Below are 26,457 nucleotides of genomic sequence, written 5' to 3'. Positions count from 1 at the left end.
TCCGGTGATATCGGGGAAATCGACGTGGTGACGTATTTAATCATAATCACTCACAGCGGATAATGCCGCCAGGTAACAGGGTACTGTCAGCCCAGGCATGAGCAGTCCTTACGGCTATCGTGATTCGGCCAGTGTGCGGGTAATAGTCGCACGCTGACGCTGACGCTCAGCCTTACGCTGGCTGCGGCGGTAAAGCGGTTTCGCAGCAGCATAACGGCAATCCTCCGGGTAGTACCAGCAGCAGCCACAGGGCTCAGGCTGCGGTTTTCCGGCAAGTCCAAATGGTTTCATAATGTCACCTTTAAATGGAAATATTGTTCAGTTCCCGGCCTTCAGACACGGGTTCATTAATGAAGCGGCGTTGCATAAACAGGTACAGATAACCCTCTGTCGAGAACATACAAAGATTCTCAGTAATACAGGCATCGAGATATTCTGTGTCGCTCTGGAGTCGTTTAATGACGCTCATCTGGTTAGCCGCCGACTGAATCAGCGGATAGCCATTAACAGCACGATGAATACCTGAGCGGAATAACGAACGAGCCTTTCCAATCTTTTCCCGGGCAGCGGTCATTTCCATCTCGATAACCGACTGTCGCGCAAGATTAATAGCATCGCCAGATAATTCCGCAAAGCTGACCAGAGACTTATTCATCTAAAACTCCTTTCAGAAATGTGAGCTCATTATATCAATACGGCCTCTGGCCCAAATAACCCGTGGTGAAATATTTTGACGAATATCTGAAAAGTGAAAATGGCAACCGGGAAAAGGACGGTTTTTATTTTAAGTGTGCCGATGACGTCTGACAGGGGAATTAAATTTGACGGTCTTTGATTTAAAAAAAGGTAGAAGGAGGTCACCTGGACACCTCCTTCTCCGGCGCTCAGTTTGAGAATACGTTAACGCTGTAGCGTCTACCGAGCACCTCGGCAGTGGTATCCACAATTTTCTGAATATCATCGGTAATCGTGGGTTTACTGAATGCGACAGTATGCAGTTCGCCAGCTTGTTCCGCCGTCGCGCCATCATGAAAGCGGCTGGCATCGTACAGCTGGACCCGGAGCGTCCGGGTGTGATCAACATGGGGCAATGTTCTTCTCCTGTTCAGCCAGTCGCCATAAGCGTTAATAATCACTTTCTTCCGGTTGCGGCTGAGTGACAAACTGGTACTTTACTCCATTAGGGACACCAACGGCTTTTGCTACGGATTCACACAGCAGCGACAGGTCATTCAGCGTCATCGGATATTCGATGTCGACTGAATATAGGGCCCCGGCATTCTCGGCGTCTTCGATGTTTTTAAACTGGGCGCTGAAAATGGCGACGGTAGAAATTTCAATGTTGTGCATGAGTCAGTCCTTATGAAAAAAAAGCCACCGAAAGGTGGCTGAGTAAAAGTTACTGCGCCTGGCTGGCCTTGTCCGCATTTTTGGTGTAACCAACTCGGGCAATGACGACGGCAATTGCAAGGAGAGCAGCGAGACCGCCGTAGAATACAGATCGGGAAACATCGGCGAACATATCGCTCAAGTTATCAACGCCGAGGAGAAATACACAGATAATGACGATAAAGCGAACTGGTTTGCTATAAAACAATTTCATCAGTAGCTATCCTTCTGGGGTGAAATGACAACAGCATTACACCACATCAGATACCGTTTTTTTTTCGCTAACGGGCCTATTTTGACCAGAAAAAAATAGCGCCTCAGGGTTGGCAATGGCGAGGTTCTTTTCGAGGTACCTGTGGTCATCCCGTCCTGATATCAGAGAGAAAAACGGTTCCAATTGAAAAATTTAGTCGCGTTCGATGGACCTCAGGAGATCACTCCCAGTGGCGCTCAGCTTGACCTGATAATAACTTCCCGGTAAAGGCCGCTGGGACGGATTAACCAGCTCAACCAACCCAAGCCGAAAGAGGACCGGGGTGCTACGGCATCGCACATCATCCGATGCCCCCCTATACATCCGGCATTCCCGGGCCCGACGAAATTCACCGCAGATCTCATACTTCGTTCCGCTTGCCAGACGATGCAACACATAGATTTGGGCCTGTGTAAGCGGGGAAATAGGTCGCTTTGTGTCAGCCATAATACTCCTTTTAAGGTGGGTCTGTTCGGCTGGCTGAAAGATCAGGGACAGACCATGTTAGACCGATACAGCCTGTGACTCGTTTATCCATTCACCAGCGTTATTTTTGTAGGGGATACTTTGAGACTAAAAGCCTTAAGTTTCTTTTCGATTGCGAGTTCAAACCACTCAAGCGGTACAGTAACTGTACTATCATCTCCTCCCATAATCTGATCAGACTCATAATTCCAATCTTCATCAAGCGACGGATTCATTCCACGGGCATAGATAGCTGTATCTCGGGAGACAGGACTTCCATCCAGAGAAGCATTGGTAATCAGACAGACGCCATGGCCTTTTACCAGAGTAATCTGAGGGGTCAGACGGGTCTGAACCATATGCTTTGGCGATGGCCAGAAAACTTCCCCTGCCAGGCAAGCTTCTTTTTCCGTCTTACCAGCTTCGTTAAGAGGCACCCCCCCCGGATAATTTGTTGGCTCAAAAAGCTGATCAACGGTTGCAAGGAATTGCTCCGCTGACTGGATTTCTTTAAGCAGTTTTTTTACCCCTGAAATCTCGAATGTTAATCTGCTCATCTGATTATTCTCCGCAATCCGGCGCTAGCATCAAATGCTTGGTTGCCAAGAGCAGCTCTTTGACGTCAGCAGGAGAAACCTCCCCATTGCCTTCGACAGCGTCCTGTAAACGCTGACGCGTCGCCTGAATCGTATCAGACGACAGAGATGCAAGTTTGCTCAATACCGCGTTAGCTTTTTCCACTGCGGGATACAGGGCTTCTGAGGTGGTATTGTCTACATCATTATCGAAGACCAGCTCAGACTCCATATTAATATTGTCTTCAAGCCAGCTAGAAAGAATATCAAGAAAAGACATGACTTTATTAATCTGCATTTTTTTGCCCTCGGTTGGTGTAAACCCAATATAACAAACCGACTCTCCCGGCTAATAACCCAAAGAGCAAAAAAATAGATAAATTAGATAGGACAGAATTTAGTTTAAAAAGGTGTAAAGACAGACCCGCTATAAATAAACTCAGCACTGAAGGAAAAAACCTTCCATATCGGAAGGCTTATGGTGCATCAGGTAAAAACTACTGCTGCTTCTGGAACGCGACGAACGTCGCAAAAACAGCTATCAACACTGCCATGAAGTAAACCAGGTATGAGCCGGATTGCCAGATATTTACGCCGAAAAAAGAAAGTAACTTTCCGTCCGGGATAATAGAAAAAGCCAGGTTCCATAATCCGGTCAGTACAACCTGAGCGATAATCATTTTTCCCAGCGCACCCAGTTCCTGAGTTGCATACATTGCAGCCATTACAAATGTCAGAACTACCACAAGGAGAGCAGACAAAGCCACAACCGAAATGCTCAGTCCGACGGACGTAAATATAATGGCTTCTTTAAAAGCCAGACCTGTAAACCCCCAGATCAGAATGACTAAAATGAAAAACAACAGGATAAATTTCATTAAAATTGCGTCCCTCTTTCAGTGGTAGAATCTGGCTACGATGTCAAAGGCCAGCCTACCACTCGCAGAATGTATAACATGAGGTTAAATACAAATCCGTTCACAGGCCCGTTTCAGTGTTTCTTTGGTATGACATTGTGTGGCCTGATTTAACTGTGTCCGGATATGCTGCTCATCATGGCCGTCAGCAACAAAGAGTTTGATTTTACTTTCAAGACGGCTCATTGCTTCGTACAATTTCGCTTCTTTATTGTTCTTCATGAAGCGAAGAACGTAATCCGCAATAATATGCACAGGCGGTGTTTTGATTTCACGGGAGCGATTGCTGGTCATGATTCTTTCCAATTTTTTGTATTGAAAATACCGTTATACGGTGCCACCACATTTAAGCCAACCTTTTCCGGTTGTATAAGAAATGCGACCGTCCTTAATTAGCGATTGCAAACGGCGGTCAAGAATCCGCAATGGTTGCGGATTGCTTTCCCTAGCGGCAATCCTGTGACACTCTGCTTTGATTTCTCCGGCAAATAATGTCGCGAACGGCTTAGGAACCGGGGTTAGAACTTCGATGAGTGCCTTGTCCAGCGCCAGATATTCATCCATGTTTATGTCCTTACACATAATAAACTAACGGTAATGACTCCAACTTATTGATAGTGTTTTATGTTCAGATAATGCCCGATGACTTTGTCATGCAGCTCCACCGATTTTGAGAACGACAGCGACTTCCGTCCCAGCCGTGCCAGGTGCTGCCTCAGATTCAGGTTATGCCGCTCAATTCGCTGCGTATATCGCTTGCTGATTACGTGCAGCTTTCCCTTCAGGCGGGATTCATACAGCGGCCAGCCATCCGTCATCCATATCACCACGTCAAAGGGTGACAGCAGGCTCATAAGACGCCCCAGCGTCGCCATAGTGCGTTCACCGAATACGTGCGCAACAACCGTCTTCCGGAGCCTGTCATACGCGTAAAACAGCCAGCGCTGGCGCGATTTAGCCCCGACGTATCCCCACTGTTCGTCCATTTCCGCGCAGACGATGACGTCACTGCCCGGCTGTATGCGCGAGGTTACCAACTGCGGCCTGAGTTTTTTAAATGGCGGAAAATCGTGTTGAGGCCAACGCCCATAATGCGGGCGGTTGCCCGGCATCCAACGCCATTCATGGCCATATCAATGATTTTCTGGTGCGTACCGGGTTGAGAAGCGGTGTAAGTGAACTGCAGTTGCCATGTTTTACGGCAGTGAGAGCAGAGATAGCGCTGATGTCCGGCAGTGCTTTTGCCGTTACGCACCACCCCGTCAGTAGCTGAACAGGAGGGACAGCTGATAGAAACAGAAGCCACTGGAGCACCTCAAAAACACCATCATACACTAAATCAGTAAGTTGGCAGCATCACCTAAACTAACTATGATTTAACTAATTATACCGAATCGGGGTACGAACCGAATAACCTACAGGTTGGAAAATCAACTTCCCCGGTATATCCATTGAGAGTCTGTCAGCCTGTGCAACGACATCAGGCTGATCGCCACTCACCCGCTAATAACAATGGCCTGCTCCGGTTGTGGCTGGCGATCCCCCCGCAGTGCCTCAGACTCCCTGAGACGGGCTGATGGCATCGTCATTGCCTTAAACCCCTCTTCCCGCGTACGCACCAGCATCCCCCACGAATAGGTTTCACAGACATCGTTCTCTAAATTGGGTTCGGTCGACAGCAGGGACTCCATCTTCGGTTCGATGTGTACCGGCGCAATGTTTTTATAGACAGGGTGAACACGATACTCTTCAGACGCCTGTGCCCGGTAGCTCCCTTGCGCCAGCAGCACGTCATGGGAAACCAGGTCATATTCCGTATCTTCGACAAAGGTCTTCAGGGTGTGCGTTATTTTGCCGTATCCTTCAATATTCCAGACGGAGACCATCGTAAACTCTTCTAACGCTCGGGGAATTTTGACCAGAAATCCATTCAATGCCTTGCGACCCTTCAGCATACCCACCAGGTATTGCTTGTTCGGATAAGGGCGCATCGCAAACAGGTCATTTCCTGTCAGGTGAAGCGACAGTTCCGTGACGCTCACGGAATCCAGCGTGCAGAGATTTCCCATCGGATGCAGGATTTTAGGTACCAGGTGTAAAAACATCGTCATTATCCTCGTTTATTATGGTTTCAATTATTTCGGTGTCGCTTGATACATTTCGAACCAGAAGACAATCGGCTTCTCCGTGACTTCAATTAATCCAAATCGCTCTGCGGTCCTGAAGTTGACGCTGTATGCCCTGGCGCGTTCTACCTGGCGGCTTATTTCTTTCCGCATTCCTTCAACACTCAATGCACCTTTAAAGAGATTGCAGGGGGCGCAAGCCGGAAAAAGATTTTCGCTTGCATGCAGTTCAGGATGCATGACCTTACCGGTACTTCGAGCCTGGTGTGTCACTCGGCTTCCAGCGGGGGCTCTGACCATTTCAAAATCCCGCCTCACCGGTTCAACATGATCGGCATGCCAGCCTTTTTCCGGCAGAGTACAGCCGCAATAGGCACACCGACCACCAAATTTCAAACGCAGTTCGGCTCGTTGCTCTTTGGATATTTTATTTTTGGGCTTTGAAAATCGCCCATCATCAGATTTAACCTTCGGGAGGAGTTCTGAAAAATTGGGTAATTCGATTACTGAGCCTTTGTTATTTAGAACTTTCACCGGACCTCCCAACCATATTAAGACGGTTTTTTATTAAATTTCCTGAATTAGTTTTCGGATTTTAATCAGGTGTGGTCGGCTTAATTTACATAGCTGTTCGGTCGCGGCATCCAGAGTGGGGAATACATGGGCCTCATTAATATCCACTGTCCAGCATTTCGCCTTCCCTTCCCCCAGATCAGATTCAAAATAATTTCGCTTTACTCCGACCTGCTTTGGTCTTCCATTTATCCTGATAATCTCGTGCCGCTCATCGAAGATAAAACCATCACCGACTAACGTCAGAAGAACAAAAGGACCTTCGGGTTTTTCCGTACCCAGCGAACTCACCTCATTATTCATGCGACTTCCCCAGCAATGCGCTCAAAATTGATTACCCACACCCACGGGTTGGCCTGCCAACTGTCTTCTCCATAGGTGTCTTTCCAAAGGCTGCGGAAGCCAAGAAAATGCTTATCGCCAATAACACAACATTCGGTTGGGGCTCCTTCAGCTTTCGCATCCTCTTCGCTGATGCAGTTTAACCGCTCTACTCGCAAATCGGTGATTTCCAGTACTATACGGCTGGCCCAGCGAGGCATATGGATAGAAGGTGTCCACGCACCTTCGAACTTCATATTTTCTGTACGGGGCTTCCAGTCGGCCTCATCAGGGATCGACCACAGCCCATAATCCCCCGAACGCTGTTCACAGCTCGCACGGTAAATGCGGGCTGCTTCAGATCTGTCCATCACAATGTTGTCATTCCAGTCCACCGCGCACGCATCTTCATTCCCGAGCAAGGAAAACGCTTCACGTACAGTAATACGGTCGCCAACTACACCGTACGGACAGGCGCGAAGCGCCGAATTTGGCTGAGTTCCTGTTGGAAGCCACCAGTCATGCGTATGCCCACGATGTCGCGGTGTTTGCGCAGGCCTTACCGACCATTCAGGTGAACTGTACTGAGGCTCTATAATCCGCCGCGTCTGTGTTTTCTGGTTTGCCAGAATTGCCCTGACCATTTCATCTTTAAAAAGCATTCCACGTGTCTTCACTGTGGTTTCTCCTTTCACACATGGTTCACACATTGAGAAGCCTATCCATCTTTATTCGCCCATCCCTGGAAACGACAGTCGTTACACGGTCGCGGGACTCTACATCCCTTCCTGAAAACGTGGTGTACACACCCCGAATTAATCTTCATCCGCTTCCACTACCGGCTCGGTCGTAATTTCATATTTCACGCAACCAGGTGCATCCAACGCTTTCGCGACAGACTCACACAGCAATGACAAATCATTCAGGGTCATCGGATATTCAACTTCCAGGCTGTAAAGTGCATTGGCGCTGGAGGCAGTGGCCTTGTCAGCGTGGCAGGCATTAAAAATGAAAACGGTATTTTTTTCTTGAATAGTCATAGTGCAATCCTCTGGATAATTAGCCCTGTTTTCAGGACGGTTTTCGATTAAAATTATCTATTCTTTTTTATTACTTACTGAAATCTGTTGAACAGGTTCTGACTGATCATTTTCTCCGACCGGTGTTTTGTCGACAAATGACCATTCTTGTTTGGGTTCTTTATATAAAGCACTAGCCTCAGTATTCATCCATGATTCAAAAGCAACATAAGTCATGCCTTCCTCACTAACGCGGGCCTTAAAAACCTCCCAAGCTTGCAGATCAAGCGGCTGGTACTCTTTCAGCGACTGGTCAAGCCATCCCTTCCAGATTTCCTTACGATGTTTAAAATGAGGTATAGCCAGGTATGCATAACTACCCGCAACACAAATTAAATACAGGAAGCCGCTCCATAGAGAGGAATTGAAAAAAATCTGACTAGGGAAAATACATGCCACTATGGCAATAATTAATAGCAGGTGTTCCTTACCAGTGGGCTTATTAAATTCCCAGTTGATTGAAATGCCCCTTATCTTCCTTAAGTTCCTTTTTTTATCCTCTTTATCGGTCATATATCAGTCCCTAATAGTTTTAAAATGGATGTTGTTAGTCTGATGAAAAAAGTTACTTTTCAAACCCGCACCGTAACGGACTTCACCCCTGCGAGCATTACACCACACACATTTCATCTATTTTTCCGTTAACGGGGCTATTTTCACGCTTTTTTAGGTCTGTCTGATTGTGCTAATTGCCTCACGCCAGCAGGCGGACCAGACGATTCAGCAGAGGCCTTAACAGTGCCGCAGTACTCTCCCGGCAATCATCCACATGCCGGAATCCCGTCTTTTTCGAAGACTGGGGACCGGACAGCATCCTCAGCGCCCAAATAACCTCCCGTAAGGTTTCGTCGTACTCCTGGGAAATACACCTGGCTAACGTCGTCAGAAAGCGTTTTCTGACAGCCCGGTAATACAACCGTTCCTCCGGTTGCATTGATTGAGGCTTAATCCGCAGGTTACAGAGAGTCAGTACAGCGTCGAGCAGACCGGCTTTCAGTTCGTCACCCGTCCGGGCCAGATGTTGCTGGCGTTCGTTCTCCAGTTGCGTCGTGATCCATGCCCCAAGAGGCGTTCGGTTGTGGGTGTGCAGCGCCACACAGGCCGCAACACAGCACCAGAAGCGCAGTTTCTGCCGCTGCCCCCGCAGTTTACGGGCAACGAGCAGGCGGTAATCGCAGTCGGTCAGGATCTTGAAACGGTGGCTGACGAGCAGGGACGGCAGCGGCGTCTGGTCGTTAATGCCAAGACGTGAAAAGGCCTGCCCGCGTTGAGCGAGGCGGTGGTACACCGCACCTTTCCCCCGGGAAATTCGGACGGCGCCGTATCTAAGCAGGTACTGTGCCGCCGCCACGGGGGTAAACTCACCGTCAGACACACGCTGGCGTAATCCGTCATATTCATGCCAGATAATCCAGGACGCAGTGTCTTCATCGACCGTCAGCTCATCCTCTTCTTCGAATGCAACGATGTTCAGGCTTTCCCCGCTGCTCAGCAGGCTGCGGGAAGCACGGTCATCCTCCCGACCGTCAAAATAGGCCATTTCGGCAGACGGATCAGACAGCCCGTCAAATGACGTCCCGATACGGCCTTCCGGCAACTTCATCCAGCGTGGTGCTGGCATCGGCGTGCGGGGTACGGGTTGCATAGCTGGCTCATCGTCGAGCAGATCCAGTGCCCCCCCTTCCCACACCTGGCGGTAAAGTTCGATGGCGCGAAATGGTCGCGGGTTAAAGCAATGCAGTGACCAGAGAAAGTCGATATGCAGCACGTTGGCTTCCTGCACCAGTCGAAACTGCGGCTCCGCCATGCGGCGGTTATGCGCCGTATCTTCGACCTCGCCAGAAAGTAACTTTTCCCGCACCGCTGCGGCCCGCTGGGCCTCCACGTAATCGAGGCTGCAACAGATATGGAACAGTCGTTCGGTCAGGGACGACGAGAAAACATTGGGCTGAAGACGCACATACCCGCCCTCAAACACTTTGCGGCCGATATAATCCCGAAGGCTCCAGTCGTACTGGATTTTGGTCAGGAAACGCTGAAGGCGGTTTAGACCAGCCTGGTAGCCGTACTTCTCAGGATCAGTGCGGAGTAAGGTTTCCATCGAGTGGTCAATGCCGACGGCGCAGCATAAGGAGCACCCTATAATTCTGATCATTTAGAAATTTTTTTGCGTTTAAAATCAATGAATTGAAAGATTTCATTTTTCTAAGTCTGATAAAACAGATGAAAACCCAACTGACTATACTCATAAAACTCAATCTTTGCGCTGCTGTACGATACCAGTAATTACAGGCGCCGAGTTTAACATCATGAAAAGTAGCCCAATAATGAATGACGCAACGCCAGCTGCGGTGCCTAACTTCTGACTGAACACCATTGAAACAAAGTACATATTTGGGATAAAAACGGACATAGCAATCACGAAAAGTAACTTATTCAGATAATTATTTATTCGGGTCTTAACCTCAACTCTATCATAAAAAGCCATCGAAACGTAAGCAGTTATCAGTGAATAAAAAGACCATGTCATATAGTTAACCGATTCATTAAATGCCTCTCGCAAAAGCAAAGCACTTTCTGTCATTCCCTACCTCATTAAATCAATAGAAAATAAATCTGAATAATTTATTTTTAAAAGAAAAGAACACAACATAACTTCAGTAGTTATGATTAATCCCTGAATGATTATTTCTTAGCAAGATATAACATGCTTAATGTATATCAGGCAATAAAAAAACTCCCAAAGACCACCGCTGTGGTCTTCAGGTATAGGATTTAAAGAACGAACTCAGTCCGGAAACGTATCACTATCTTCTGTAACGTCCGCTTTCTCTGGTAACATTCTGTTTTTAATATACTGTGAATTCCTGCAGATGAGAGGAAAAATCTCCGAGTTATTCATTATACAACTCGTTGCCGTACGGGCGTCCTCCGGAGACCATGATGAAAATGAAAACGTCTGACGGTCAAGCCATTGAGACAATAATACATTATCAACAGAAGCGCTAAACAGCGCCGCAATAGCCCTGCGTTCAACGGCCTTCTCAGGTTCAATAAACGACAACTCATTATGAAAACGGGTAATAATCGCAATACGGCTGTCAATACGAATATGTCTTTCAAGTAAGACATCGTGCAACTCATCAAGTACAGTCTCTCTCTGGGTATCGTCGAGGCAAGACCACAGGAAATGAATGTTCTCGGCATTTGTGACAACGTCTGGCTCTGCATCACGGAACCATGATGCAAAGATACCCACACTACCTTCCATCCGGATATGCTGCCCCTGAAGTTGCATTTGTTCAAGGATAAAGCGCATGTTCACAGGAAGAACCGTAAAACACTCAATAAGCCTTTCAGAAGAACTAAATACTCCACATGCCAGGGCGTTCAGCTTTTTCTTCAAAATATCAAACTGCTCACCTGACTGATATACGTCATGGAGAAATACTGGACCCATAGCATTCACATCAGACTCAATTATTTTCTCTGACAGTGCTTTTTGACGCTCTCGCACAAATATTAAAAGAGAGGTTGCATTTGTAGCTTCTTTGATGACGTCATACTGACCTTTAACAAAGCTCAGGACAGGTATATTCACCAGAAGACCTAAATCAACAATCCTGCCAACAGCATTTTTGATGTACGGCAGAACATTTTTATCCTTAAGTGCTATAAAGATACTCTCGGCAGTACGTAGATAACGAAGATATGCAGCCAAAGCCAGGTCAAACCGTTCCTCACCAATATGTTCACTGTACGACTCGATACCGGCATAGTTACCATGGAGCACCATGTGAGCAACAGCCTGTGCAGCAAATTCCGCAGGGAAGAGATTCCTCGTCGCCGTATTATTAAGATAATATTGATTTAAAACATTATTATTCCAGTCCGGGCTCAGAACAATTTTTCTGAAATGGATAACGTCCTCAACAACCTGACGATTTTTAAGCGTCATTATTGCAGAGCTAACCTGAGCCCCACCTGTACCATCATTCTTTCCAATTACGTTCTGTACCGCCTTCGATGCAATATTGATATGCCGGATAATTCCCGGATTAAAAAGGTCTATCTGAGGTTGCTCAGCTCCATAGCGTAACATCTCCTCCCGACCGTGATTTCCGATATCTAGTGTGCCAATTTTCAGGTTTGACAAGGTCTCTTCATTATTGACAAGGTATTCCACATAAAATACGCCATCTACAAAATTCTCCATTTTATTCAGTAGTGATTCACCGGCCAGAACAGAGTATGAATCAGCTTCCTGCAGCAACGTCTGCGTGGATTCAGCCTCCAATTTTTCTGAATCCTGAATTTCATCAAGTTTACTCACAATAAACGATATTTGCCTTTCGACGAAAGGCTCTAGGCTTATCCGCCCGTCAGCCATCAGTTTCTGCAGACTCAATACGAAACCTTCATCATTCTTTTCTCTGAGTGAAACAGCATAACTCTGATTCAGCATTTGCACTGCGACTTTGAGTTGCGGTTCGGCGAGAGCCTGACACTTCTCATCCATCCGGCTATAAGAAACCAGCCAGTCTCGCATCTGAATATGTGGTGCCACTCGCTGCCATGCTTCAGCGAAACCCCACAAGGCCGTCAGTTCTTCAAGCCGTGGGATATTTATAGCACCAATCGCGTCTTTAAGAGGCGTATCAAGCAACTCGCTCCTGGCAAGCTCCACCGTGGACTGATAGTGGATGCTCATCAGAAATTCGCTCCATCTTTCTGTATCGTTATTAAAAATTCGGGATATTTGTTGATAAGTTAGCGAGAGCATCTCGTCAAAATCATCCGGAGCAATACCGGGTTCGGTCTGACTAGCTTTGGGATCGCGAAGTAATACTTTAATATCTCGCTCCCCGTATCTGACCACCAGTAAGTAGAGAGCAATAAGAATATGGCGATGATCTTCTGTTGCAGGAACGGTAAGGTTCAGAATATGAATATCATTAACAAACTTCTTCATTAATCGCGGTGTGATACGAGGATACTCAGAGGGTTTCCAGCGCTCAAGCAACACCGTTGCTTCCCGGCACGCTATCCCTGCATCCTCATTTACTGTTTCTTTCCAGTACTGCCTTAACGCTTCCTGCCATCCTGCCGAAATAAGAGGAGGAACCTGAAAACTTACAGGAATCCGCTTTGCAATAAACTCACGCCCGCTGAAACCCGCCACAGAAAGTGAGGCTGAAACCTGTCTTGCCGAATAGGGCACCACTATCCTGAAGTGTTCATGAGTGGCTCCGGCAATAAGCTCCATATCACTCCAGAGCTCTTTCACTTTGTCTGCACTGATTCGGTCCAGATTATCAATGATAAGGATGAAGCGATCTCCATGGGAAATGACCTCTTTGGAGGTAAATCCCTGCAGAGCTTCAGCCAGCTCAATAGCTCCGACCTCCTTATTAACTAGCCAAGTCTCTTCAATCCTGTCAGTACTGTTGCGTTTGAACAAATCACCAATACTCGAATACCCTTTCTTTCTGTACCATTCCATGTTCTGCAGGCATGCCAGTCCTGCGACCATAATGGCAGGAGAAAGAAACGCGGCCACCTCAACATAAAAAAGCCACCCTAATAATGACTCCTTGTGATCCTACCCACGTAATGTGGACACGGCCCTAAGCGAGGTTCTGGTTTTCAAATTGTTCGGGACTGAGTCCGCCACAGGCACTGTGTCGGCGCCACCGATTGTAATCACACTCGATATAATTAAACACCGTCATCCGCATGATTTCCCGGCTGATAAGGCGTTCCCCGTGGATACATTCCACCTTCAGCGAGTGGAAGAAGCTTTCCGCGCAGGCATTGTCGTAACAACATCCTTTGGCACTCATGCTACCGTGCAGATTATGCCGCTTCAGTAACGCCAGATAGTCTGCCGAACAGTACTGCCCGCCTCTGTCCGTATGCACGATGACATTTTCCGGGCGCTTACGTCGCCAGAGTGCCATCTGTAGCGCATCGCAGGCCAGCTGCGCTGTCATCCGCGACGACATCGACCAGCCGATGACAGCACGGGACCACAGGTCAATGACCACCGCCAGGTACAACCAGCCTTCGTCCGTGCGCAAGTACGTGATGTCACCCGCCCACTTCTGATTCGGGCCACTCGCGTAAAAATCCTGTTTCAGCAGATTTTCAGACACCGGCAGGCCATGTTCGCGGTATCGGACCGGGCTGAACTTCCGGGCCGCTTTTGCGCGAAGCCCCTGACGCCGCAGGCTGGCGGCAATGGTTTTGACGTTGTACTCAGGCAGTTCGTCAGCGAGACGAGGCGCACCATAACGCTGTTTTGCCTCAGTGAATGCCTGACGGACAGCAGTATCACAGACGAGCCGGAACTGCTGACGTGGTGTTATCTGCTGACGACGCAGACGCCACGCATACCAGCCGCTACGGGCGACCCGCAGTACCCGGCATATGGCTTTGACGCTGAACTCAGCCCGATGTTTTTCAATAAAGACATACTTCATTTCAGGCGCTTCGCGAAGTATGTCGCGGCCTTTTGGAGAATGGCCAGCTCCTCTGCCTGTTCCGCCAGTTGGCGCTTAAGACGGGCAATTTCAACGGACATTTCCTGCTCACGTTCGGAAGAGCTGCGGGCATTGTTAATCTTACTGCGCCATGCGTAGAGCTGGGATTCGTACAGGCTGAGTTCCCGGGCAGCGGCAGCAACACCGATACGTTCCGCAAGCTTCAGGGCTTCGTTGCGGAATTCAGGCGTGTACTGTTTGCGGGGCTTCTTACTGGTTGATGCTGGTTTTGTCATGAGTCACCTCTGGTTAAGAGTTTACTCACTTAGTCGTGTGTCCACTATTCGTGGGTAAGATCATTGTTAGTAAAATATTGATTAAGGTCTGTTAGCACATAACGAAGCATCTGCACGGAAAGCAATGACAGTAAAATAAAAACGACGGTCAACCAGCTTAGCCTGCTGCTGACCCTCTTGTCGTATTCAACGATGTTACCCAGAGCCAGATTTTTATACTTATCCAACACATCCCGGGAGCCCGGACATTGTAGGCTGACCCCGTGGTGGATGACATCGATAAGCGCTTTTTTAGTTGAGCCATGATGGTAACGTTCTGCATCAAAGTTAATGAACGTAAAATCATCTTTAAGCTTTTTCTGCAGGAACTTCAATATTGTTGACTTACCTGAACCCAGCTCACCTTCCAGACCAATAATATTGACATCAGGTGTCCTGATGATCTGAGCCACATTCTCTGCAACTTTTTCATGACTGCTGCCTCTAAACATATCCTGGTCAGCGGGTGATTCCGTCTGCAATCGTAGAGTCATTCAGCAATTTCCTTCGTTATAACGTAAGATTCTTTCACTATTAGACACAGTACAGAGCCCACAGCAACCAAATGACTGCAGCCGGGGCAGTTTAGTTTTAAGCATGCATAAGCCGATTTCGATGGAATCCCTTTCACACAATAATATTGAATTGAAGCAATGAAAACATTAATGTGTTTGTTGTGACTAGCTGCAGGGGCCTGGAAGAAATTCCAAAGCCTGACAAACCGGAACAGGGCTTGCTCTGCTCCGGTTTTATCCAGTTCATCTTGAAGCCCTTGTTTTTGTTACATATCCCTGCTCACTCTTTCAGCCATTGTTAAGCTTCTTGTGTGTAATCTGCGAATAATACGGATGCAAAATTGATGCAATGGATTATACATACCTACAGCGCACGTTACGCTGAGCTGAATCGAATTTCAGAGAACGTTCTTCGCTATTACCCTGCCCAGCCAGTTGAACACATTTTATCATCCGGCCCCGAGAGTGACATGTTCTCTGCCTGGTACAGCCTTCATCAGAGTCAAACTAGACGTTATTTACAGGCAAAAGAAGACAGCTACAGAGTTTAAGTCTGACATTATTCGTGGCTGTGTCTGCCTTCGGAGTTTTCAGCTTATCCCGATAACAGCGGTTTTGAAAAATTGACGTTTTTTACACCGGTACATTGCCCGAACGCAATCTCCCCCGTAGCGAAATACCGCCCCGCAGAAAATCGTCCATGCTCGGCATGCCCCTGGAACATCAGCATCTTTTCAATAAAGGTTTTACAGCCTATAGTCTGTATAACACAAAATACACCTTACCTGCTGTATTACAGGGCGGTACTCCCTACTCAGTCTGCGAGGCAGGTCACTTATGAATAATCAGTTCCCGATAAAAACGCTGAACCAGCTCAGACCTGTGCTAATCGGGTTTCGCAAAATCAAGGGCTTCACGCAAAAAGATGTGTCTGAGAGGCTTGGCGTAACGCAGCAAACCTATGCCCGCCTGGAAGCAAACCCTGCTAGCGCCAGTATTGATCGTCTGTACAAGGTATTCAGTATTCTGGGCGTAGAAATAACGCTGTCATCTATTTCCCCTTCACCCTTCATTTCCCACACAGAGATGAGGGGGGCATTTGACAGCACTCCCGCCAGACGGGAGAAATGGTGACTATTAGAAGTTTGCTAGTTTTGTCGAATGACGCCAACTACATGTCCGCATCCATCGAGTAGTGGCTTCAAGCCACGATTGTCACTGCCTCCGCTGCCTTTTTCCAGTAACTCTCTCCTTTTAATTCTAATATTTAGGGGTGTCAACGCAAAGCAGAAACGGCACCTTCTTTGCGAGACAGAAATGACCTGTGATTGCCTGGCCGATTTATGGCAGCTAAGTGCGAGAAGCGGATATAGCGAATTCGCCATTGTACGGGATTAGCAGGTTTACTGAAGCAACCTGCGATGGCGTTATGGCAATAGTCAGTCCCCTGTCCAGTCGGCATAGGTGGCCACCTCGTCACCGCCGGGGATAAACTGATTGAAGCCTCCGCGCAAAATCACTTATTCTTTTCCGTTAATAAAATGCAGGAGCAAAGTCATGACTGGCGAAATTCGTGGGCGAGGCAGGCCACGAAAAACAGAGAGTACCTATACAGATACCCGTAATGACCTGATCCGAAGCGGGCTTGAACTGCTCACGCAGAATGGTTTTCTTTCAACGGGAGTCGATGCCATTGTCAAAAATGCCAGTGTTCCTAAAGGCTCATTTTATTACTATTTCAAGAGCAAAGAAGAGTATGCCCAGACTGTTCTGAGCGCCTATGACAGTTTCTTTGTGCATAAACTCCAAAAACATCTGTATGAATCATCCTTCACACCAATGATGCGTCTGGAAAATTTCATCGACGATGCCTGCGACGGCATTAAAAAGTACAATTTCACCCGGGGCTGTCTGGTTGGCAATATGATGCAGGAGAGTCCGGGTCTTCCACTGTCCTTTATCAAACAGCTCCACGAAATACTTGAGCGCTGGCAGGCGCTTGTGGCGTGCTGTCTGTCCGACGCGTTATCTTCGGGCGAAATCCGTTCCGATATGAATAATACGCAACTGGCGGCCATTTTCTGGAGCAGTTGGGAGGGTGCCGTAATGCGTGCCAAACTTTATTGCTCAACCCAGCCTGTGTACGACTTCTGGAGCTATTTCAAAAAGTCAGTACGCTATCAGCCCTCTAAGGACACGGCTGTTGAAAAGTAAAAAAGGGGCCGCAGCCCCTGATAATAATTATCAAACCCAGGCTGAGCCTGGCTTCCACTTCATTAGCTACACTGAATTACTGCCCGGCCACGAATTCCGCCACTCAGAAGTTTTTCGGCCACATTGATGGCATCACTCAGCGGATAAACGGTGGTCAGGCTATCCAGTCTGGACTCCGGTAAATACTGTACCGCCTGCTGCCAGATCGCCGCTCTTTTTTCCTTCGCGAACATGACACTGTCAATCCCTTTCAGCGTGACGCCACGCAGGATAAACGGAGCCACATTCCCCATTAGTTCCATCCCCTGTGCCATGCCGCAGGCTGCAACAATACTGCCATAACGCACCCCGGCGCATACATTGCAGAGCGTATGGCTACCGACTGTATCAATGGCGGCAGCCCAGCGTTCTTTCTGTAACGGTTTTCCGGGACAGGAGAGCTCGGAACGGTTAATAATCTCGTCCACACCGACCGTTTTATAGAGCCAGGCAGCCTCTTCCGGGCGTCCAGTAGACGCCGTAACGCGGTACCCCATTGATGCAAGGATCATGGCCGCAATGCTCCCGACGCCGCCGCTGGCACCGGTAACAAGTACCGGACCATCTTCAGGCTTAATACCATGATTCAGAAGTGCGTCTACGCACAGCATCGCGGTAAACCCAGCTGTTCCGATTGCCATTACGTGTTTGCCGTTAGCGCCAGCCGGGAGCGGCGTCAGCCAGTCTCCATTTACCCGTGCTTTTTCGGATAGTCCGCCCCAGTGTTTTTCCCCAACACCCCAGCCGGTCAGGAGAACCTTATCTCCGGCCTGATATTCGGGATGTGAACTGGCGGACACTGTACCGGTAAAATCAATGCCGGGCACCATGGGAAAGCGTCGGACGATTGGGCCCCGGCCCGTAATGGCCAGTGCGTCTTTGTAGTTGATGGATGAATAGTCAACATTGACCTCCACATCCCCCTGCGGTAGTTCACTTTCAGCGATTTCAGCAAGTTGCGCACTATAGCGTCCATCTGTTTTGTTGATTAATAAAGATTTAAACACGTTCACCTCGTTTGTCCGGGCGTTTACCGTTCAGTCATTAAGTCGTCAATAAATAATATTGACCGATCGTCTAATAATCAACACTACTATCCCAGTGCTTTGCCAGCATTCAAGAAACATTATTCATTTCATGCACTTAAAGCTGTCTTTTTTGACCGACATCAAACTGTATTCTGGTTTATCTGGTGCAGAGGGAAAATCAGCATCCCTGAAGATACATAGCTAATGCTTCAGAACACGGCTGATGATGCGATAAAACAACCAGGCTTTAATGAGTTAGTCTGAGCGGACCTTCGGCTCAGTAAATAGGTCCGCTCCGTGCCAAGAGCAGACGCTGGTAATTCGGGTAATGGTGCCAACTTACTGATTTAGTGTATGATGGTGTTTTTGAGGTGCTCCAGTGGCTTCTGTTTCTATCAGCTGTCCCTCCTGTTCAGCTACTGAAGGCGTGGTGCGTAACGGTAAAAGTACTGCCGGACATCAGCGCTATCTCTGCTCTCACTGCCGTAAAACATGGCAGCTACAGTTCACTTACACCGTCTCTCAGCCCGGTACACACCAGAAAATTATTGATATGGCCATGAATGGCGTCGGATGTCGCGCCAGTGCACGCATTATGGGCGTTGGCCTCAACACGATTTTACGACACTTAAAAAACTCAGGCCGCAGTCGGTAAACTCACGCATACAACCGGGCAGTGACGTCATTGTTTGCGCGGAAATGGACGAACAGTGGGGTTACGTCGGCGCTAAATCACGCCAGCGCTGGTTGTTTTACGCGTATGACAGGATACGGAGGACGGTTGTGGCGCACGTATTCGGTGAACGCACGTTGGTCACGCTGGAGCGTCTTCTGGGCCTGCTGTCGGCCTTTGAGGTCGTGGTATGGATGACGGATGGCTGGCCGCTTTATGAATCACGCCTGAAGGGAGAACTGCACGTTATCAGCAAGCGATATACGCAGCGCATTGAGCGGCATAACCTGAATCTGAGGCAGCATCTGGCAAGGCTGGGCAGGAAGTCACTGTCGTTCTCAAAATCGGTGGAGCTGCATGACAAAGTCATCGGGCATTATCTGAACATAAAACACTATCAGTAAGTTGGAGTCATTACCGGTGCTCTGATATATTTATTATACTATAGTGGGGTATGTGTTGATCTTAATGTAATACTCCCCTATAGTATAAGAAATACAGAGCAGTGAGGTAAGCAATGCCCAGTACTCCTGAAGAGAAAAAAAAGGTCCTAACCCGGGTTCGCCGTATCCGGGGTCAGATTGATGCTCTGGAAAGAGCACTTGAAAGTGGCGCTGAATGCCGTTCCGTTCTCCAGCAAATCGCCGCCGTCCGGGGCGCCGCTAACGGACTGATGGCAGAGGTGCTGGAGAGCCACATACGGGAAACCTTTGACCAGAATGACAGCTACAGTCATGAAGTCAGTAAATCAGTTGACGATACGATTGAGCTGGTTCGTGCCTATCTTAAATAGGTGAGGCCATTATTACATTGAGGATATATTACGTATGAAATCACGTGCCGCTGTTGCATTTGCACCAGGGAAGCCCCTGGAGATTGTTGAAATTGATGTTGCTCCGCCTAAAAAAGGCGAGGTGCTGATTAAAAACACCCACACAGGTGTCTGCCATACCGATGCCTTTACCCTCTCAGGGAATGACCCTGAGGGCGTTTTCCCGGTGGTTCTCGGCCACGAGGGAGCCGGTATCGTCGTTGAAGTTGGTGAAGGCGTCACCAGTGTGAAGCCGGGTGACCATGTTATTCCGCTCTACACCGCTGAATGCGGGGAGTGTGAATTCTGCCAGTCCGGTAAAACGAACCTCTGTGTATCGGTTCGCGAGACTCAGGGCAAAGGACTGATGCCTGACGGGACCACTCGCTTTTCATACAACGGTCAGCCTCTTTACCACTACATGGGATGTTCCACATTCAGTGAATACACCGTTGTGGCCGAGGTTTCTCTGGCAAAAATTAACCCGGAGGCGAACCATGAACACGTCTGCCTGTTGGGTTGTGGCGTGACTACCGGTATTGGCGCCGTCCATAACACGGCTAAAGTGCAGCCGGGCGATTCAGTTGCCATTTTTGGTCTGGGGGCAATTGGTCTGGCTGCGGTACAGGGGGCCCGTCAGGCAAAAGCGGGACGTATTATCGCTATCGATACTAATCCGACAAAATTTGACCTGGCCCGTCAGTTCGGGGCCACTGACTGCATTAACCCGAATGATTATGACAAACCGATTAAAGATGTTCTGCTGGATATCAACAAGTGGGGTATTGACCATACCTTTGAATGTATCGGTAACGTTAACGTCATGCGTGCAGCGCTGGAAAGTGCTCACCGTGGGTGGGGGCAGTCCGTTGTCATTGGTGTCGCAGGGGCCGGACAGGAGATTTCCACCCGTCCTTTCCAGCTGGTCACCGGGCGCGTATGGAAAGGTTCCGCGTTTGGCGGAGTAAAAGGCCGCACTCAGCTCCCCGGTATGGTCGAGGATGCCATGAAGGGGGATATTGACCTTGAGCCATTTGTAACCCATACGATGACACTGGATGAAATCAATGACGCCTTCGAGCTTATGCATGAAGGCAAATCTATCCGGACAGTGATTCATTACTGATCCCATCAGAATTTTAATCAACTCAAACTGAAGGAAGTGGAAAATGACAACTCCGGTAATTTCTGGTGACGGCATCTTTTCTCATGTGTTCATTGGCGCAGCCGATGTCGAGAAATCCTCCGCATTTTACGATGTCGTCCTGGGCACGCTTGGTATCAATAACCTCGGCCCGTTTGGCAACGGCTGGGTACTCTATGGCCGCGAAAAGCCGGCATTTATCATTGCCCGTCCGGGCAACGGTGAAGCACCTTCCGCTAACGGGGTGACTGTCGGCTTCGCTGCTGCCACCCCGGAAGAGGTTGATGCTTTCCATGCTGCCGGCCTTGCCGCCGGTGGAGCTGATGAAGGTCAACCTGGCCCGCGTGGTCACCTTCCCGGGGCCTATGCTGCCTACCTGCGGGATCCGGCGGGTAACAAAATCACGGCGTATACGTTTATCTGACGTCCGGATTTAAAGATACTTCCCCTGGCTTCGGTCAGGGGAAATAACCATGAGATAACGGCTGATGGAACTCATTGAGCAGCATGCCAGCTCTGGCGGCTGGCAAAACGTGTACCGGCATTATTCACAATCCCTTAATTGTGAAATGAATTTCGGTGTGTATCTTCCTCCCAAAGCAGTAACAGAAAAACTGCCGGTACTATACTGGTTGTCGGGCCTGACCTGTACTGAGCAGAATTTCATCACCAAATCAGGTATGCAGCATTATGCAGCCCGGCATAACGTCATCGTTGTTGTCCCGGATACCAGTCCCCGGGGTAATAATGTCCCGGATGCCGACAGTTACGATCTTGGCCAGGGGGCCGGTTTTTATCTGAACGCGACGGAACAGCCGTGGAATGTTCATTACAGGATGTATGACTATATTCTCAGAGAGCTTCCGGATGTCGTCATGAATCATTTTCCTGCAACGGCAAGAAAATCTATATCCGGTCATTCTATGGGAGGGCTGGGTGCTCTGGTGCTGGCTCTGCGAAATCCTGGTGAATATGTGAGCGTATCAGCATTTTCCCCGATAGTATCGCCTTCTCAGGTGCCATGGGGGCAACAGGCATTTAGCGCTTACCTGGGTGAAAACAGAAAAACGTGGGAAGCCTACGATCCAGTCAGCCTCATTTTACAGGGTGAAAAATTACCAGAAATCTTCATTGATCAGGGGCTGAGTGACGCCTTTTATGAAGAGCAACTGCGCACCAAAATCCTTGAGAGAGTATGCAATGAGATGAACCTCAATGCGTCGTTCCGATATCATACTGGATACGACCACAGCTATTATTTCATTTCCAGCTTTATTGGTGAGCACATTGCTTACCATGCCAACAGGCTCAGGCTGTCAGCATGAGTTGATTTCCAGCCTCAGAAAATGTGCTTAATTTTCAGGCCTGAACAGGGCCTGAACCCTGCAGACCTGAGATGTACTGTAACTGAATCGCCACGGATAATCTAGACACTTCCGAGCCGTTGATGGACTGACCCCGCCCCGGTAGACGATCCTGCCCTATAGTTTGGACTGACCCCACGCCTGTAGACAAATCCTGTCCTCACGACGAGGCCTGTTCGAAGGCCTCCGGACTGACGTCGCCGAGGTGGCTGTGGCGCCGGGACCGGTTATAGAAGACTTCAATGTAATCGAAGATCCGCCCGGGCCAGATCCCTGGTTTTATATATGCGTTTTCTGATCCGTTCTTTTTTCAGCGAACTGAAGAACGATTCGGCCACCGCATTATCCCAGCAGTTGCCACGCCGGCTCATGCTCGGCGCCAGGTTATTGGCCCGGTAGAAGCGCTGCCAGTCGTCACTGCCGTACTGGCTGCCCTGGACGCCCTTCTAAGAGTCAAGCTGTTATCGGGATACTGTTGATCCGCCTGTTTTGATTGCGCAGTAACGTGTAAACTTCGCGGGAGATATATCGCTTTAGACAGCGTATCGCTTCCATTTTTGTATGTCCTTCGGCTACACGCCTGGCGACATATTCCTTTGTTTTTGCGTCAGTTCGTAAGCGTCCGATGGCGATGATGTGAAGTGCACTATTTGCAGCACGATCTCCACCACGATTAAGTCGGTAACGGTTCGTTTTTCCAGAAGAAACGGGGACCGGGCTGACACCACACAGTGCCGCAAATCCTGATTCTGATCTTAACCGTTGAGGATTGTCTCCGGCAGTGATCAGCAACTGTGAAGCGCTTTCGTATCCGATAGCATTACGTTTAATCAGCTCAGGTGCCAACTCGTCGACAATTGCCGCAATCATGACATCCAGATCAGCGATTTCGTCATGTAACTCGAGATAGCGTCGGGCAAGGGACTTTAATGAAATGCGATAAACGTTGGTTACATTGCGGTATTCACTGGCATCAGGTCTCCAGGAACCCAGGGTCCTGATGAGCTGCATGCGCGTCATATTTCTGAGCTGTTCACGTAATTCATCCGGGGCAGAGATAATATTTGAATGGATAATCTGGAGAGCGACTCTGCGGGCTGATATTGCTGTTTTTCGGCAAGTTTTTAATACCCGCAGGGACTCAATCATGCCATCACGCGTTTTGGGAGTAACTGTCCTGATGCCTGAGAATGCTGCATGAGCGGCACATTCAGCATCAATTGTGTCACTTTTACCCCGTTTGCGTCGCTCCATCCGGTCTGGAGCAGTCACCTCAAGAACTTCTAACCCGGCGTTCTGAAAATAACGAAGCAAACCGGAACCATAGGTACCTGTGCACTCAACACCAATTCGCTTTAATGTCCCAAACGAGGTCATCCATGCCAGCATCTGCCGGTAACCTTGTCGTGTTGTGGAGAAATACTGAGTCCCAAGGACTTTATTGTTCTGATCTACGACAGCGGCAACGTGCAAATCTTTATGTGTATCCACGCCACCCACAACGGCAGCTTCGGTAACTTTATCAACCATGACAGAGCTCCTGTGAGGAAACAGAGTTGAATCTCCAGACAGATAACCCGGACAGGACAGTAACGAGACAAGCCGTCAGGCCCTTCTTGAGTCACGCGCATCGGTGAGGAGATGCCTCGCATGAAGGCGCTTCCGGCAACCGACGGGTCCAGGGCAGGACACAAAAGGTCGATCGCTGTGTGAGTCAGGATGCGGGAAGGTCTTCACTGCATCAGTAATCACACCAATCTGGTTAAACGGCAAACTAAGTGGTGGTAAAGACTGACATCGGCATTATTACTATCGCTGTGGAACATCACCCCGACGGGCTTACCACGGGTTTCCCATGCCATTTCCAGTGCTTTCATGGTAAGCCTGCTGTCCGGCGAGAACGACATGGCCCAGCCCACTGGTTTTCTTGAGAACAGGTCGAGAACAACGGCGAGGTACGCCCAGCGCTTAGGTCCATTATCCGGCACAACCCTGCAACCACCGTGATTTCTGTATATTCCGTTTCCGGAAAAGGCCATAAAGACGCCTACCCCATTAAGTTCAAATGGAGCATAATCTGCATCATTGAGAGTTAATTTGCCTTTTAACGCCATAGCGACCTACATCCATATAAATGATGTGGGTATAGTACAAATATATGAATCAAAAGCTAAGTCTAATATATTACAAGTTGTAACCACCGGTCTCATGAACCGATATTCAGAATTTTCTTAGAAACCACAACCAGGATCTCTGATTGTGGTAATGCAGGAACGCAATCCGGCAGTTCTCATTCACTCAACGTCCCCGTTGTGCAGATGAACGCTATACATAAGCCGACGTTTATAAAGGGAAACAATAACTCAGAAAGCGTGCAAGCGGTGCATTCATTGAGGGATTCTATGTGAAATAGCGAATCACTAAAGTGATGACTGCCCCTAACAGTGCCACGACCGCCAACAATTTTAAAATATGTGCTGAAATCGTATCTGTAAACATCACCATTACACCAGTGATAATAAACGCAATTGCAGCCAACCACATACTTGCTGTGGAAACTATGGGGCTCGCAACCCCGAGAATATCACCGAGACTATTGCCAAATGCAAATATAAAAGCAATCAGTGCTGGCCTAATCCACTTTTCGTTACGAGCATAATAAGAGTCATTGATATCTGCCATCATTTTTACCTCGAATTGAACGTAAGCCATTTGAATTTCTTAGTTCTTGTGAATGTTCGAAGGCTAACATAGCCTCATTGTGATCTTTGATACTAACAGTTTTTCTATTGTGTATTATTCAGTGTGAGTAGATTCATTTTTAGTGCTAACACCATGAATGACAATTGTTTTACCATCAGGCAGATGAACCCCTATCAAACGAAGGACAAAACCTCGCCAACCAGAATTTGCTTCCTTTATGCAGCGATACAGTTCGTTATTTTCGTTTTTCAGTTTATTCCATTCAAGAGAAAGGGTCTCGGAATCTAACTCTGAGATGTGTTTCACTTCATTGTTTATGCGTACAGTATTCATACCACTCCCAGTCATAAATAATCTCCATAGGTTTGATAAACAGGTTGAACATTGACAAAACTTCTTGTAGCAAGCTTTATCAAATAAGAATGCCATTAGGCTAACATAGCCTCATAGTGCATGTTGCTGCTAACTGGGCGTTTTTCATAATTGTTGATTTTTATTATTTGGCTCTTTCTTTCTGAATGGATTGCCATGACGGTTAAAAAATTCGTTCCAGTGATGTCGCAGGTATTCAATATTGATAGGCATTTGCAAGCGGGAAAAATCAATTTGCTTGCCTTCCAGTTGTAGCAAGTCTTTATCGACGGAGAGCACATCCGGGCTGAAACGGGCTTTCATTGAATCAGGGTCGATTGAAAAGTGCCAATTGTCAAAGAGGGTGTGGATGTCACTTCGCAGTAGAATCCCGTTTGTCACATCCGGCTCACCACCAGCATGACGGGGTTTAATGTGCGCTGCCTCAGTTCTTTGTCTGGCTCGAACGCCGGTAAGAACACACGTACCGGCGCAGTTTTTCCGGACATCTTCGGAAAATGGTGCCTGGTCCGGGCTCGACATTGTGATTTGTTCCTGCCCCTCCTGATACGTTCGGGAAGGAAAAGTTACTTTTGTTGATGTTACTGCGGGGATCGAGAGATAGGCAATTCCTCGCCGACTGAACTTTCCTCCATTAAAAACCTTCCGGATGGAGTAAGTCATGCCCACCAGGACAGGGTTACTCATTTCGACGATTTTGCTTTTGCAGTTTTCAACCGGATATAATTTTATGAAAGAGCCGGTGAATATGTCATAGGCTCCGTCTGGACGCTCAACACACAGAACAACATGTTCAAAGTAGTCCCTTGAGTCAGCGATAACCCAGTTGCCGGTCATGATCCGTTTCGTTTGGCAGGGACCCGTTTTGAAGATACCAGGCTTCAGGTCTGGAGTTAAGGTTCCAGTTTTCCCGTCCGTGCGAATGGAAATAATTTCCCCTGTTAACCCCAGCTCTTCCAGTTTCTGGAAGACAGGGCGAAGCCTGACGGGTTGAGGCTTATTCACTCTGGTGTTCATGTTGTTTCCGGTTTGCATCCCATTGTTCATTCAGGTTGGCACTGGCGTCCACGCCTAGTCAT

The 26,457-nt window shown here is 48.3% G+C and carries 34 protein-coding genes and 2 pseudogenes; 7 read left to right on the top strand and 29 right to left on the bottom strand.

Features of this window, described 5'->3' with window-relative positions:
- Positions 1–114: 114 nt before the first annotated feature.
- From C3F35_RS26950 to C3F35_RS25430, 22 genes are all read right to left on the bottom strand, one after another.
- Complete coding sequence (locus C3F35_RS26950) at positions 115–291, bottom strand: hypothetical protein (protein WP_162859439.1); 177 nt, start codon at positions 289–291, stop codon at positions 115–117.
- 10 nt (positions 292–301) lie between these two features.
- Positions 302–655 carry a hypothetical protein gene (locus C3F35_RS25540; RefSeq protein WP_022652347.1) on the bottom strand — a complete coding sequence of 118 codons (354 nt, stop codon included), beginning with the start codon at positions 653–655 and terminating at the stop codon, positions 302–304.
- Between the two features lie 229 nt (positions 656–884).
- Positions 885–1,091 carry a hypothetical protein gene (locus C3F35_RS25535; protein WP_040113310.1) on the bottom strand — a complete coding sequence of 69 codons (207 nt, stop codon included), beginning with the start codon at positions 1,089–1,091 and terminating at the stop codon, positions 885–887.
- Positions 1,092–1,125: 34 nt separating this feature from the next.
- Positions 1,126–1,350 carry a hypothetical protein gene (locus C3F35_RS25530; protein ID WP_022652349.1) on the bottom strand — a complete coding sequence of 75 codons (225 nt, stop codon included), beginning with the start codon at positions 1,348–1,350 and terminating at the stop codon, positions 1,126–1,128.
- 49 nt (positions 1,351–1,399) lie between these two features.
- Complete coding sequence (locus tag C3F35_RS26945) at positions 1,400–1,603, bottom strand: hypothetical protein (RefSeq protein ID WP_022652350.1); 204 nt, start codon at positions 1,601–1,603, stop codon at positions 1,400–1,402.
- Positions 1,604–2,172: 569 nt separating this feature from the next.
- The gene (locus C3F35_RS25515) at positions 2,173–2,664 is read right to left on the bottom strand and encodes a DUF3085 domain-containing protein (protein WP_040113309.1); all 492 of its coding nucleotides are present in this window, start codon (positions 2,662–2,664) and stop codon (positions 2,173–2,175) included.
- A gap of 4 nt (positions 2,665–2,668) precedes the next feature.
- Positions 2,669–2,980: a DUF957 domain-containing protein gene (locus C3F35_RS25510; protein ID WP_022652352.1), complete on the bottom strand. Its 312-nt coding sequence runs from the start codon at positions 2,978–2,980 to the stop codon at positions 2,669–2,671.
- Between the two features lie 199 nt (positions 2,981–3,179).
- A complete protein-coding gene (locus C3F35_RS25505) occupies positions 3,180–3,560 on the bottom strand; it encodes a hypothetical protein (protein WP_015063021.1) in 381 nt (126 codons plus the stop codon).
- 84 nt (positions 3,561–3,644) lie between these two features.
- Entirely contained in the window at positions 3,645–3,893 is a 249-nt protein-coding gene (locus C3F35_RS25500) for a hypothetical protein (protein WP_022652354.1), read from the bottom strand.
- Positions 3,894–3,926: 33 nt separating this feature from the next.
- A complete protein-coding gene (locus C3F35_RS25495) occupies positions 3,927–4,163 on the bottom strand; it encodes a hypothetical protein (protein ID WP_022652355.1) in 237 nt (78 codons plus the stop codon).
- Positions 4,164–4,207: 44 nt separating this feature from the next.
- A protein-coding gene (locus C3F35_RS25490) for an IS1-like element IS1B family transposase (protein WP_103178130.1) occupies positions 4,208–4,905 on the bottom strand; the annotation gives its coding sequence in 2 pieces (ribosomal slippage) (positions 4,208–4,656 and positions 4,656–4,905; 699 coding nt in all).
- A 190-nt stretch (positions 4,906–5,095) separates the two neighbouring features.
- On the bottom strand, positions 5,096–5,710 hold the full coding sequence (locus C3F35_RS25480) for a DUF6012 family protein (RefSeq protein ID WP_233211677.1): 615 nt from the start codon (positions 5,708–5,710) through the stop codon (positions 5,096–5,098).
- A gap of 24 nt (positions 5,711–5,734) precedes the next feature.
- Positions 5,735–6,259 (bottom strand): HNH endonuclease, encoded by a 525-nt coding sequence (locus C3F35_RS25475; RefSeq protein ID WP_040113339.1) that lies wholly within the window; start codon positions 6,257–6,259, stop codon positions 5,735–5,737.
- 33 nt (positions 6,260–6,292) lie between these two features.
- Entirely contained in the window at positions 6,293–6,601 is a 309-nt protein-coding gene (locus C3F35_RS25470; protein ID WP_040113307.1) for a hypothetical protein, read from the bottom strand.
- Positions 6,598–7,296 carry a hypothetical protein gene (locus tag C3F35_RS25465; protein ID WP_187116898.1) on the bottom strand — a complete coding sequence of 233 codons (699 nt, stop codon included), beginning with the start codon at positions 7,294–7,296 and terminating at the stop codon, positions 6,598–6,600. Before C3F35_RS25465 ends, C3F35_RS25470 begins: the two co-directional genes overlap by 4 nt.
- Before the next feature lie 138 nt (positions 7,297–7,434).
- The gene (locus C3F35_RS25460) at positions 7,435–7,659 is read right to left on the bottom strand and encodes a hypothetical protein (RefSeq protein WP_022652360.1); all 225 of its coding nucleotides are present in this window, start codon (positions 7,657–7,659) and stop codon (positions 7,435–7,437) included.
- A gap of 57 nt (positions 7,660–7,716) precedes the next feature.
- Positions 7,717–8,211, bottom strand: a complete 495-nt coding sequence (locus tag C3F35_RS25455) for a hypothetical protein (RefSeq protein ID WP_015063025.1) — start codon at positions 8,209–8,211, stop codon at positions 7,717–7,719.
- Positions 8,212–8,392: 181 nt separating this feature from the next.
- The gene (locus tag C3F35_RS25450) at positions 8,393–9,799 is read right to left on the bottom strand and encodes a hypothetical protein (protein WP_223866369.1); all 1,407 of its coding nucleotides are present in this window, start codon (positions 9,797–9,799) and stop codon (positions 8,393–8,395) included.
- A 153-nt stretch (positions 9,800–9,952) separates the two neighbouring features.
- Positions 9,953–10,282 (bottom strand): hypothetical protein, encoded by a 330-nt coding sequence (locus C3F35_RS25445; RefSeq protein WP_000140246.1) that lies wholly within the window; start codon positions 10,280–10,282, stop codon positions 9,953–9,955.
- Positions 10,283–10,486: 204 nt separating this feature from the next.
- Positions 10,487–13,201 carry a P-loop NTPase fold protein gene (locus C3F35_RS25440; RefSeq protein WP_157843391.1) on the bottom strand — a complete coding sequence of 905 codons (2,715 nt, stop codon included), beginning with the start codon at positions 13,199–13,201 and terminating at the stop codon, positions 10,487–10,489.
- Between the two features lie 124 nt (positions 13,202–13,325).
- Positions 13,326–14,476, bottom strand: a protein-coding gene (locus C3F35_RS25435; RefSeq protein ID WP_087855188.1) for an IS3 family transposase whose coding sequence is annotated in 2 segments (ribosomal slippage) — positions 13,326–14,218 and positions 14,218–14,476 — 1,152 coding nt in all. Because the reading frame shifts where the segments join, the coding sequence is not laid out codon by codon here.
- Between the two features lie 44 nt (positions 14,477–14,520).
- The gene (locus tag C3F35_RS25430) at positions 14,521–15,009 is read right to left on the bottom strand and encodes a P-loop NTPase fold protein (RefSeq protein WP_023280967.1); all 489 of its coding nucleotides are present in this window, start codon (positions 15,007–15,009) and stop codon (positions 14,521–14,523) included.
- A gap of 858 nt (positions 15,010–15,867) precedes the next feature.
- Between C3F35_RS25430 and C3F35_RS25425 the strand changes: the two genes are divergently transcribed.
- Positions 15,868–16,164, top strand: a complete 297-nt coding sequence (locus C3F35_RS25425) for a helix-turn-helix transcriptional regulator (protein ID WP_017384073.1) — start codon at positions 15,868–15,870, stop codon at positions 16,162–16,164.
- Between the two features lie 423 nt (positions 16,165–16,587).
- Positions 16,588–17,244 (top strand): acrylate utilization transcriptional regulator AcuR, encoded by a 657-nt coding sequence (gene acuR, locus C3F35_RS25420; protein WP_023280966.1) that lies wholly within the window; start codon positions 16,588–16,590, stop codon positions 17,242–17,244.
- Positions 17,245–17,306: 62 nt separating this feature from the next.
- Here the strand turns inward: acuR and acuI are convergent, their stop codons facing one another.
- Positions 17,307–18,290, bottom strand: a complete 984-nt coding sequence (gene acuI / locus C3F35_RS25415; protein ID WP_023280857.1) for an acrylyl-CoA reductase (NADPH) — start codon at positions 18,288–18,290, stop codon at positions 17,307–17,309.
- 400 nt (positions 18,291–18,690) lie between these two features.
- On the opposite strand from acuI, the gene C3F35_RS25405 reads away from it, so the two are divergent.
- The 5 genes from C3F35_RS25405 to fghA all read left to right on the top strand — a co-directional run bounded on the left by C3F35_RS25405 (position 18,691) and on the right by fghA (position 22,264).
- Positions 18,691–19,388 (top strand): IS1 family transposase gene (locus C3F35_RS25405; RefSeq protein ID WP_223195083.1). Its coding sequence is split into 2 segments (ribosomal slippage): positions 18,691–18,940 and positions 18,940–19,388, totalling 699 coding nucleotides; the frame shifts between segments, so codons are not numbered across the junction.
- A 113-nt stretch (positions 19,389–19,501) separates the two neighbouring features.
- On the top strand, positions 19,502–19,777 hold the full coding sequence (gene frmR, locus C3F35_RS25400; RefSeq protein WP_017384071.1) for a formaldehyde-responsive transcriptional repressor FrmR: 276 nt from the start codon (positions 19,502–19,504) through the stop codon (positions 19,775–19,777).
- A 34-nt stretch (positions 19,778–19,811) separates the two neighbouring features.
- Positions 19,812–20,921, top strand: a complete 1,110-nt coding sequence (gene frmA / locus C3F35_RS25395; protein ID WP_017384070.1) for an S-(hydroxymethyl)glutathione dehydrogenase — start codon at positions 19,812–19,814, stop codon at positions 20,919–20,921.
- Positions 20,922–20,964: 43 nt separating this feature from the next.
- A complete protein-coding gene (locus C3F35_RS25390; RefSeq protein ID WP_012561111.1) occupies positions 20,965–21,363 on the top strand; it encodes a VOC family protein in 399 nt (132 codons plus the stop codon).
- Between the two features lie 64 nt (positions 21,364–21,427).
- Positions 21,428–22,264: an S-formylglutathione hydrolase gene (gene fghA, locus C3F35_RS25385; RefSeq protein WP_012561110.1), complete on the top strand. Its 837-nt coding sequence runs from the start codon at positions 21,428–21,430 to the stop codon at positions 22,262–22,264.
- A 199-nt stretch (positions 22,265–22,463) separates the two neighbouring features.
- Here the strand turns inward: fghA and C3F35_RS25380 are convergent.
- The 6 genes and pseudogenes from C3F35_RS25380 to C3F35_RS26940 form a co-directional block, all read right to left on the bottom strand.
- Positions 22,464–22,740 (bottom strand): annotated as a pseudogene (locus tag C3F35_RS25380) (IS3 family transposase); the annotation flags it as partial.
- 16 nt (positions 22,741–22,756) lie between these two features.
- Complete coding sequence (locus tag C3F35_RS25375; RefSeq protein ID WP_000227969.1) at positions 22,757–23,833, bottom strand: IS110 family transposase; 1,077 nt, start codon at positions 23,831–23,833, stop codon at positions 22,757–22,759.
- 272 nt (positions 23,834–24,105) lie between these two features.
- Positions 24,106–24,273: pseudogene (locus C3F35_RS25365) on the bottom strand (DDE-type integrase/transposase/recombinase); the annotation flags it as partial.
- A 430-nt stretch (positions 24,274–24,703) separates the two neighbouring features.
- On the bottom strand, positions 24,704–25,015 hold the full coding sequence (locus C3F35_RS25355; RefSeq protein WP_032610398.1) for a hypothetical protein: 312 nt from the start codon (positions 25,013–25,015) through the stop codon (positions 24,704–24,706).
- Between the two features lie 84 nt (positions 25,016–25,099).
- Positions 25,100–25,354, bottom strand: coding sequence for a hypothetical protein (locus tag C3F35_RS25350; RefSeq protein WP_022652197.1), 255 nt, complete (start codon positions 25,352–25,354; stop codon positions 25,100–25,102).
- A 129-nt stretch (positions 25,355–25,483) separates the two neighbouring features.
- Positions 25,484–26,395 carry an HNH endonuclease gene (locus C3F35_RS26940; RefSeq protein ID WP_022652196.1) on the bottom strand — a complete coding sequence of 304 codons (912 nt, stop codon included), beginning with the start codon at positions 26,393–26,395 and terminating at the stop codon, positions 25,484–25,486.
- Positions 26,396–26,457: the final 62 nt, after the last annotated feature.

It is taken from the genome of Leclercia sp. LSNIH3 (assembly GCF_002935105.1).
GTDB lineage: Bacteria > Pseudomonadota > Gammaproteobacteria > Enterobacterales > Enterobacteriaceae > Enterobacter > Enterobacter adecarboxylatus.
Note: the sequence above shows the minus strand (reverse complement) of the source record. Positions and strands in the feature narration are given on the sequence as shown.

Bases quoted from the DNA above. Each gene is read 5' to 3' on its own strand.
- C3F35_RS26950 (WP_162859439.1), bottom strand. From the start codon at position 291: ATGAAACCATTTGGACTTGCCGGAAAACCGCAGCCTGAGCCCTGTGGC.
- C3F35_RS25540 (WP_022652347.1), bottom strand. From the start codon at position 655: ATGAATAAGTCTCTGGTCAGCTTTGCGGAATTATCTGGCGATGCTATT.
- C3F35_RS25530 (WP_022652349.1), bottom strand. From the start codon at position 1,350: ATGCACAACATTGAAATTTCTACCGTCGCCATTTTCAGCGCCCAGTTT.
- C3F35_RS26945 (WP_022652350.1), bottom strand. From the start codon at position 1,603: ATGAAATTGTTTTATAGCAAACCAGTTCGCTTTATCGTCATTATCTGT.
- C3F35_RS25515 (WP_040113309.1), bottom strand. From the start codon at position 2,664: ATGAGCAGATTAACATTCGAGATTTCAGGGGTAAAAAAACTGCTTAAA.
- C3F35_RS25510 (WP_022652352.1), bottom strand. From the start codon at position 2,980: ATGCAGATTAATAAAGTCATGTCTTTTCTTGATATTCTTTCTAGCTGG.
- C3F35_RS25505 (WP_015063021.1), bottom strand. From the start codon at position 3,560: ATGAAATTTATCCTGTTGTTTTTCATTTTAGTCATTCTGATCTGGGGG.
- C3F35_RS25500 (WP_022652354.1), bottom strand. From the start codon at position 3,893: ATGACCAGCAATCGCTCCCGTGAAATCAAAACACCGCCTGTGCATATT.
- C3F35_RS25495 (WP_022652355.1), bottom strand. From the start codon at position 4,163: ATGGATGAATATCTGGCGCTGGACAAGGCACTCATCGAAGTTCTAACC.
- C3F35_RS25480 (WP_233211677.1), bottom strand. From the start codon at position 5,710: ATGACGATGTTTTTACACCTGGTACCTAAAATCCTGCATCCGATGGGA.
- C3F35_RS25470 (WP_040113307.1), bottom strand. From the start codon at position 6,601: ATGAATAATGAGGTGAGTTCGCTGGGTACGGAAAAACCCGAAGGTCCT.
- C3F35_RS25460 (WP_022652360.1), bottom strand. From the start codon at position 7,659: ATGACTATTCAAGAAAAAAATACCGTTTTCATTTTTAATGCCTGCCAC.
- C3F35_RS25455 (WP_015063025.1), bottom strand. From the start codon at position 8,211: ATGACCGATAAAGAGGATAAAAAAAGGAACTTAAGGAAGATAAGGGGC.
- C3F35_RS25450 (WP_223866369.1), bottom strand. From the start codon at position 9,799: ATGGAAACCTTACTCCGCACTGATCCTGAGAAGTACGGCTACCAGGCT.
- C3F35_RS25445 (WP_000140246.1), bottom strand. From the start codon at position 10,282: ATGACAGAAAGTGCTTTGCTTTTGCGAGAGGCATTTAATGAATCGGTT.
- C3F35_RS25440 (WP_157843391.1), bottom strand. From the start codon at position 13,201: ATGGAATGGTACAGAAAGAAAGGGTATTCGAGTATTGGTGATTTGTTC.
- C3F35_RS25430 (WP_023280967.1), bottom strand. From the start codon at position 15,009: ATGACTCTACGATTGCAGACGGAATCACCCGCTGACCAGGATATGTTT.
- C3F35_RS25425 (WP_017384073.1), top strand. From the start codon at position 15,868: ATGAATAATCAGTTCCCGATAAAAACGCTGAACCAGCTCAGACCTGTG.
- acuR (WP_023280966.1), top strand. From the start codon at position 16,588: ATGACTGGCGAAATTCGTGGGCGAGGCAGGCCACGAAAAACAGAGAGT.
- frmR (WP_017384071.1), top strand. From the start codon at position 19,502: ATGCCCAGTACTCCTGAAGAGAAAAAAAAGGTCCTAACCCGGGTTCGC.
- frmA (WP_017384070.1), top strand. From the start codon at position 19,812: ATGAAATCACGTGCCGCTGTTGCATTTGCACCAGGGAAGCCCCTGGAG.
- C3F35_RS25390 (WP_012561111.1), top strand. From the start codon at position 20,965: ATGACAACTCCGGTAATTTCTGGTGACGGCATCTTTTCTCATGTGTTC.
- fghA (WP_012561110.1), top strand. From the start codon at position 21,428: ATGGAACTCATTGAGCAGCATGCCAGCTCTGGCGGCTGGCAAAACGTG.
- C3F35_RS25375 (WP_000227969.1), bottom strand. From the start codon at position 23,833: ATGGTTGATAAAGTTACCGAAGCTGCCGTTGTGGGTGGCGTGGATACA.
- C3F35_RS25355 (WP_032610398.1), bottom strand. From the start codon at position 25,015: ATGGCTTACGTTCAATTCGAGGTAAAAATGATGGCAGATATCAATGAC.
- C3F35_RS25350 (WP_022652197.1), bottom strand. From the start codon at position 25,354: ATGACTGGGAGTGGTATGAATACTGTACGCATAAACAATGAAGTGAAA.
- C3F35_RS26940 (WP_022652196.1), bottom strand. From the start codon at position 26,395: ATGAACACCAGAGTGAATAAGCCTCAACCCGTCAGGCTTCGCCCTGTC.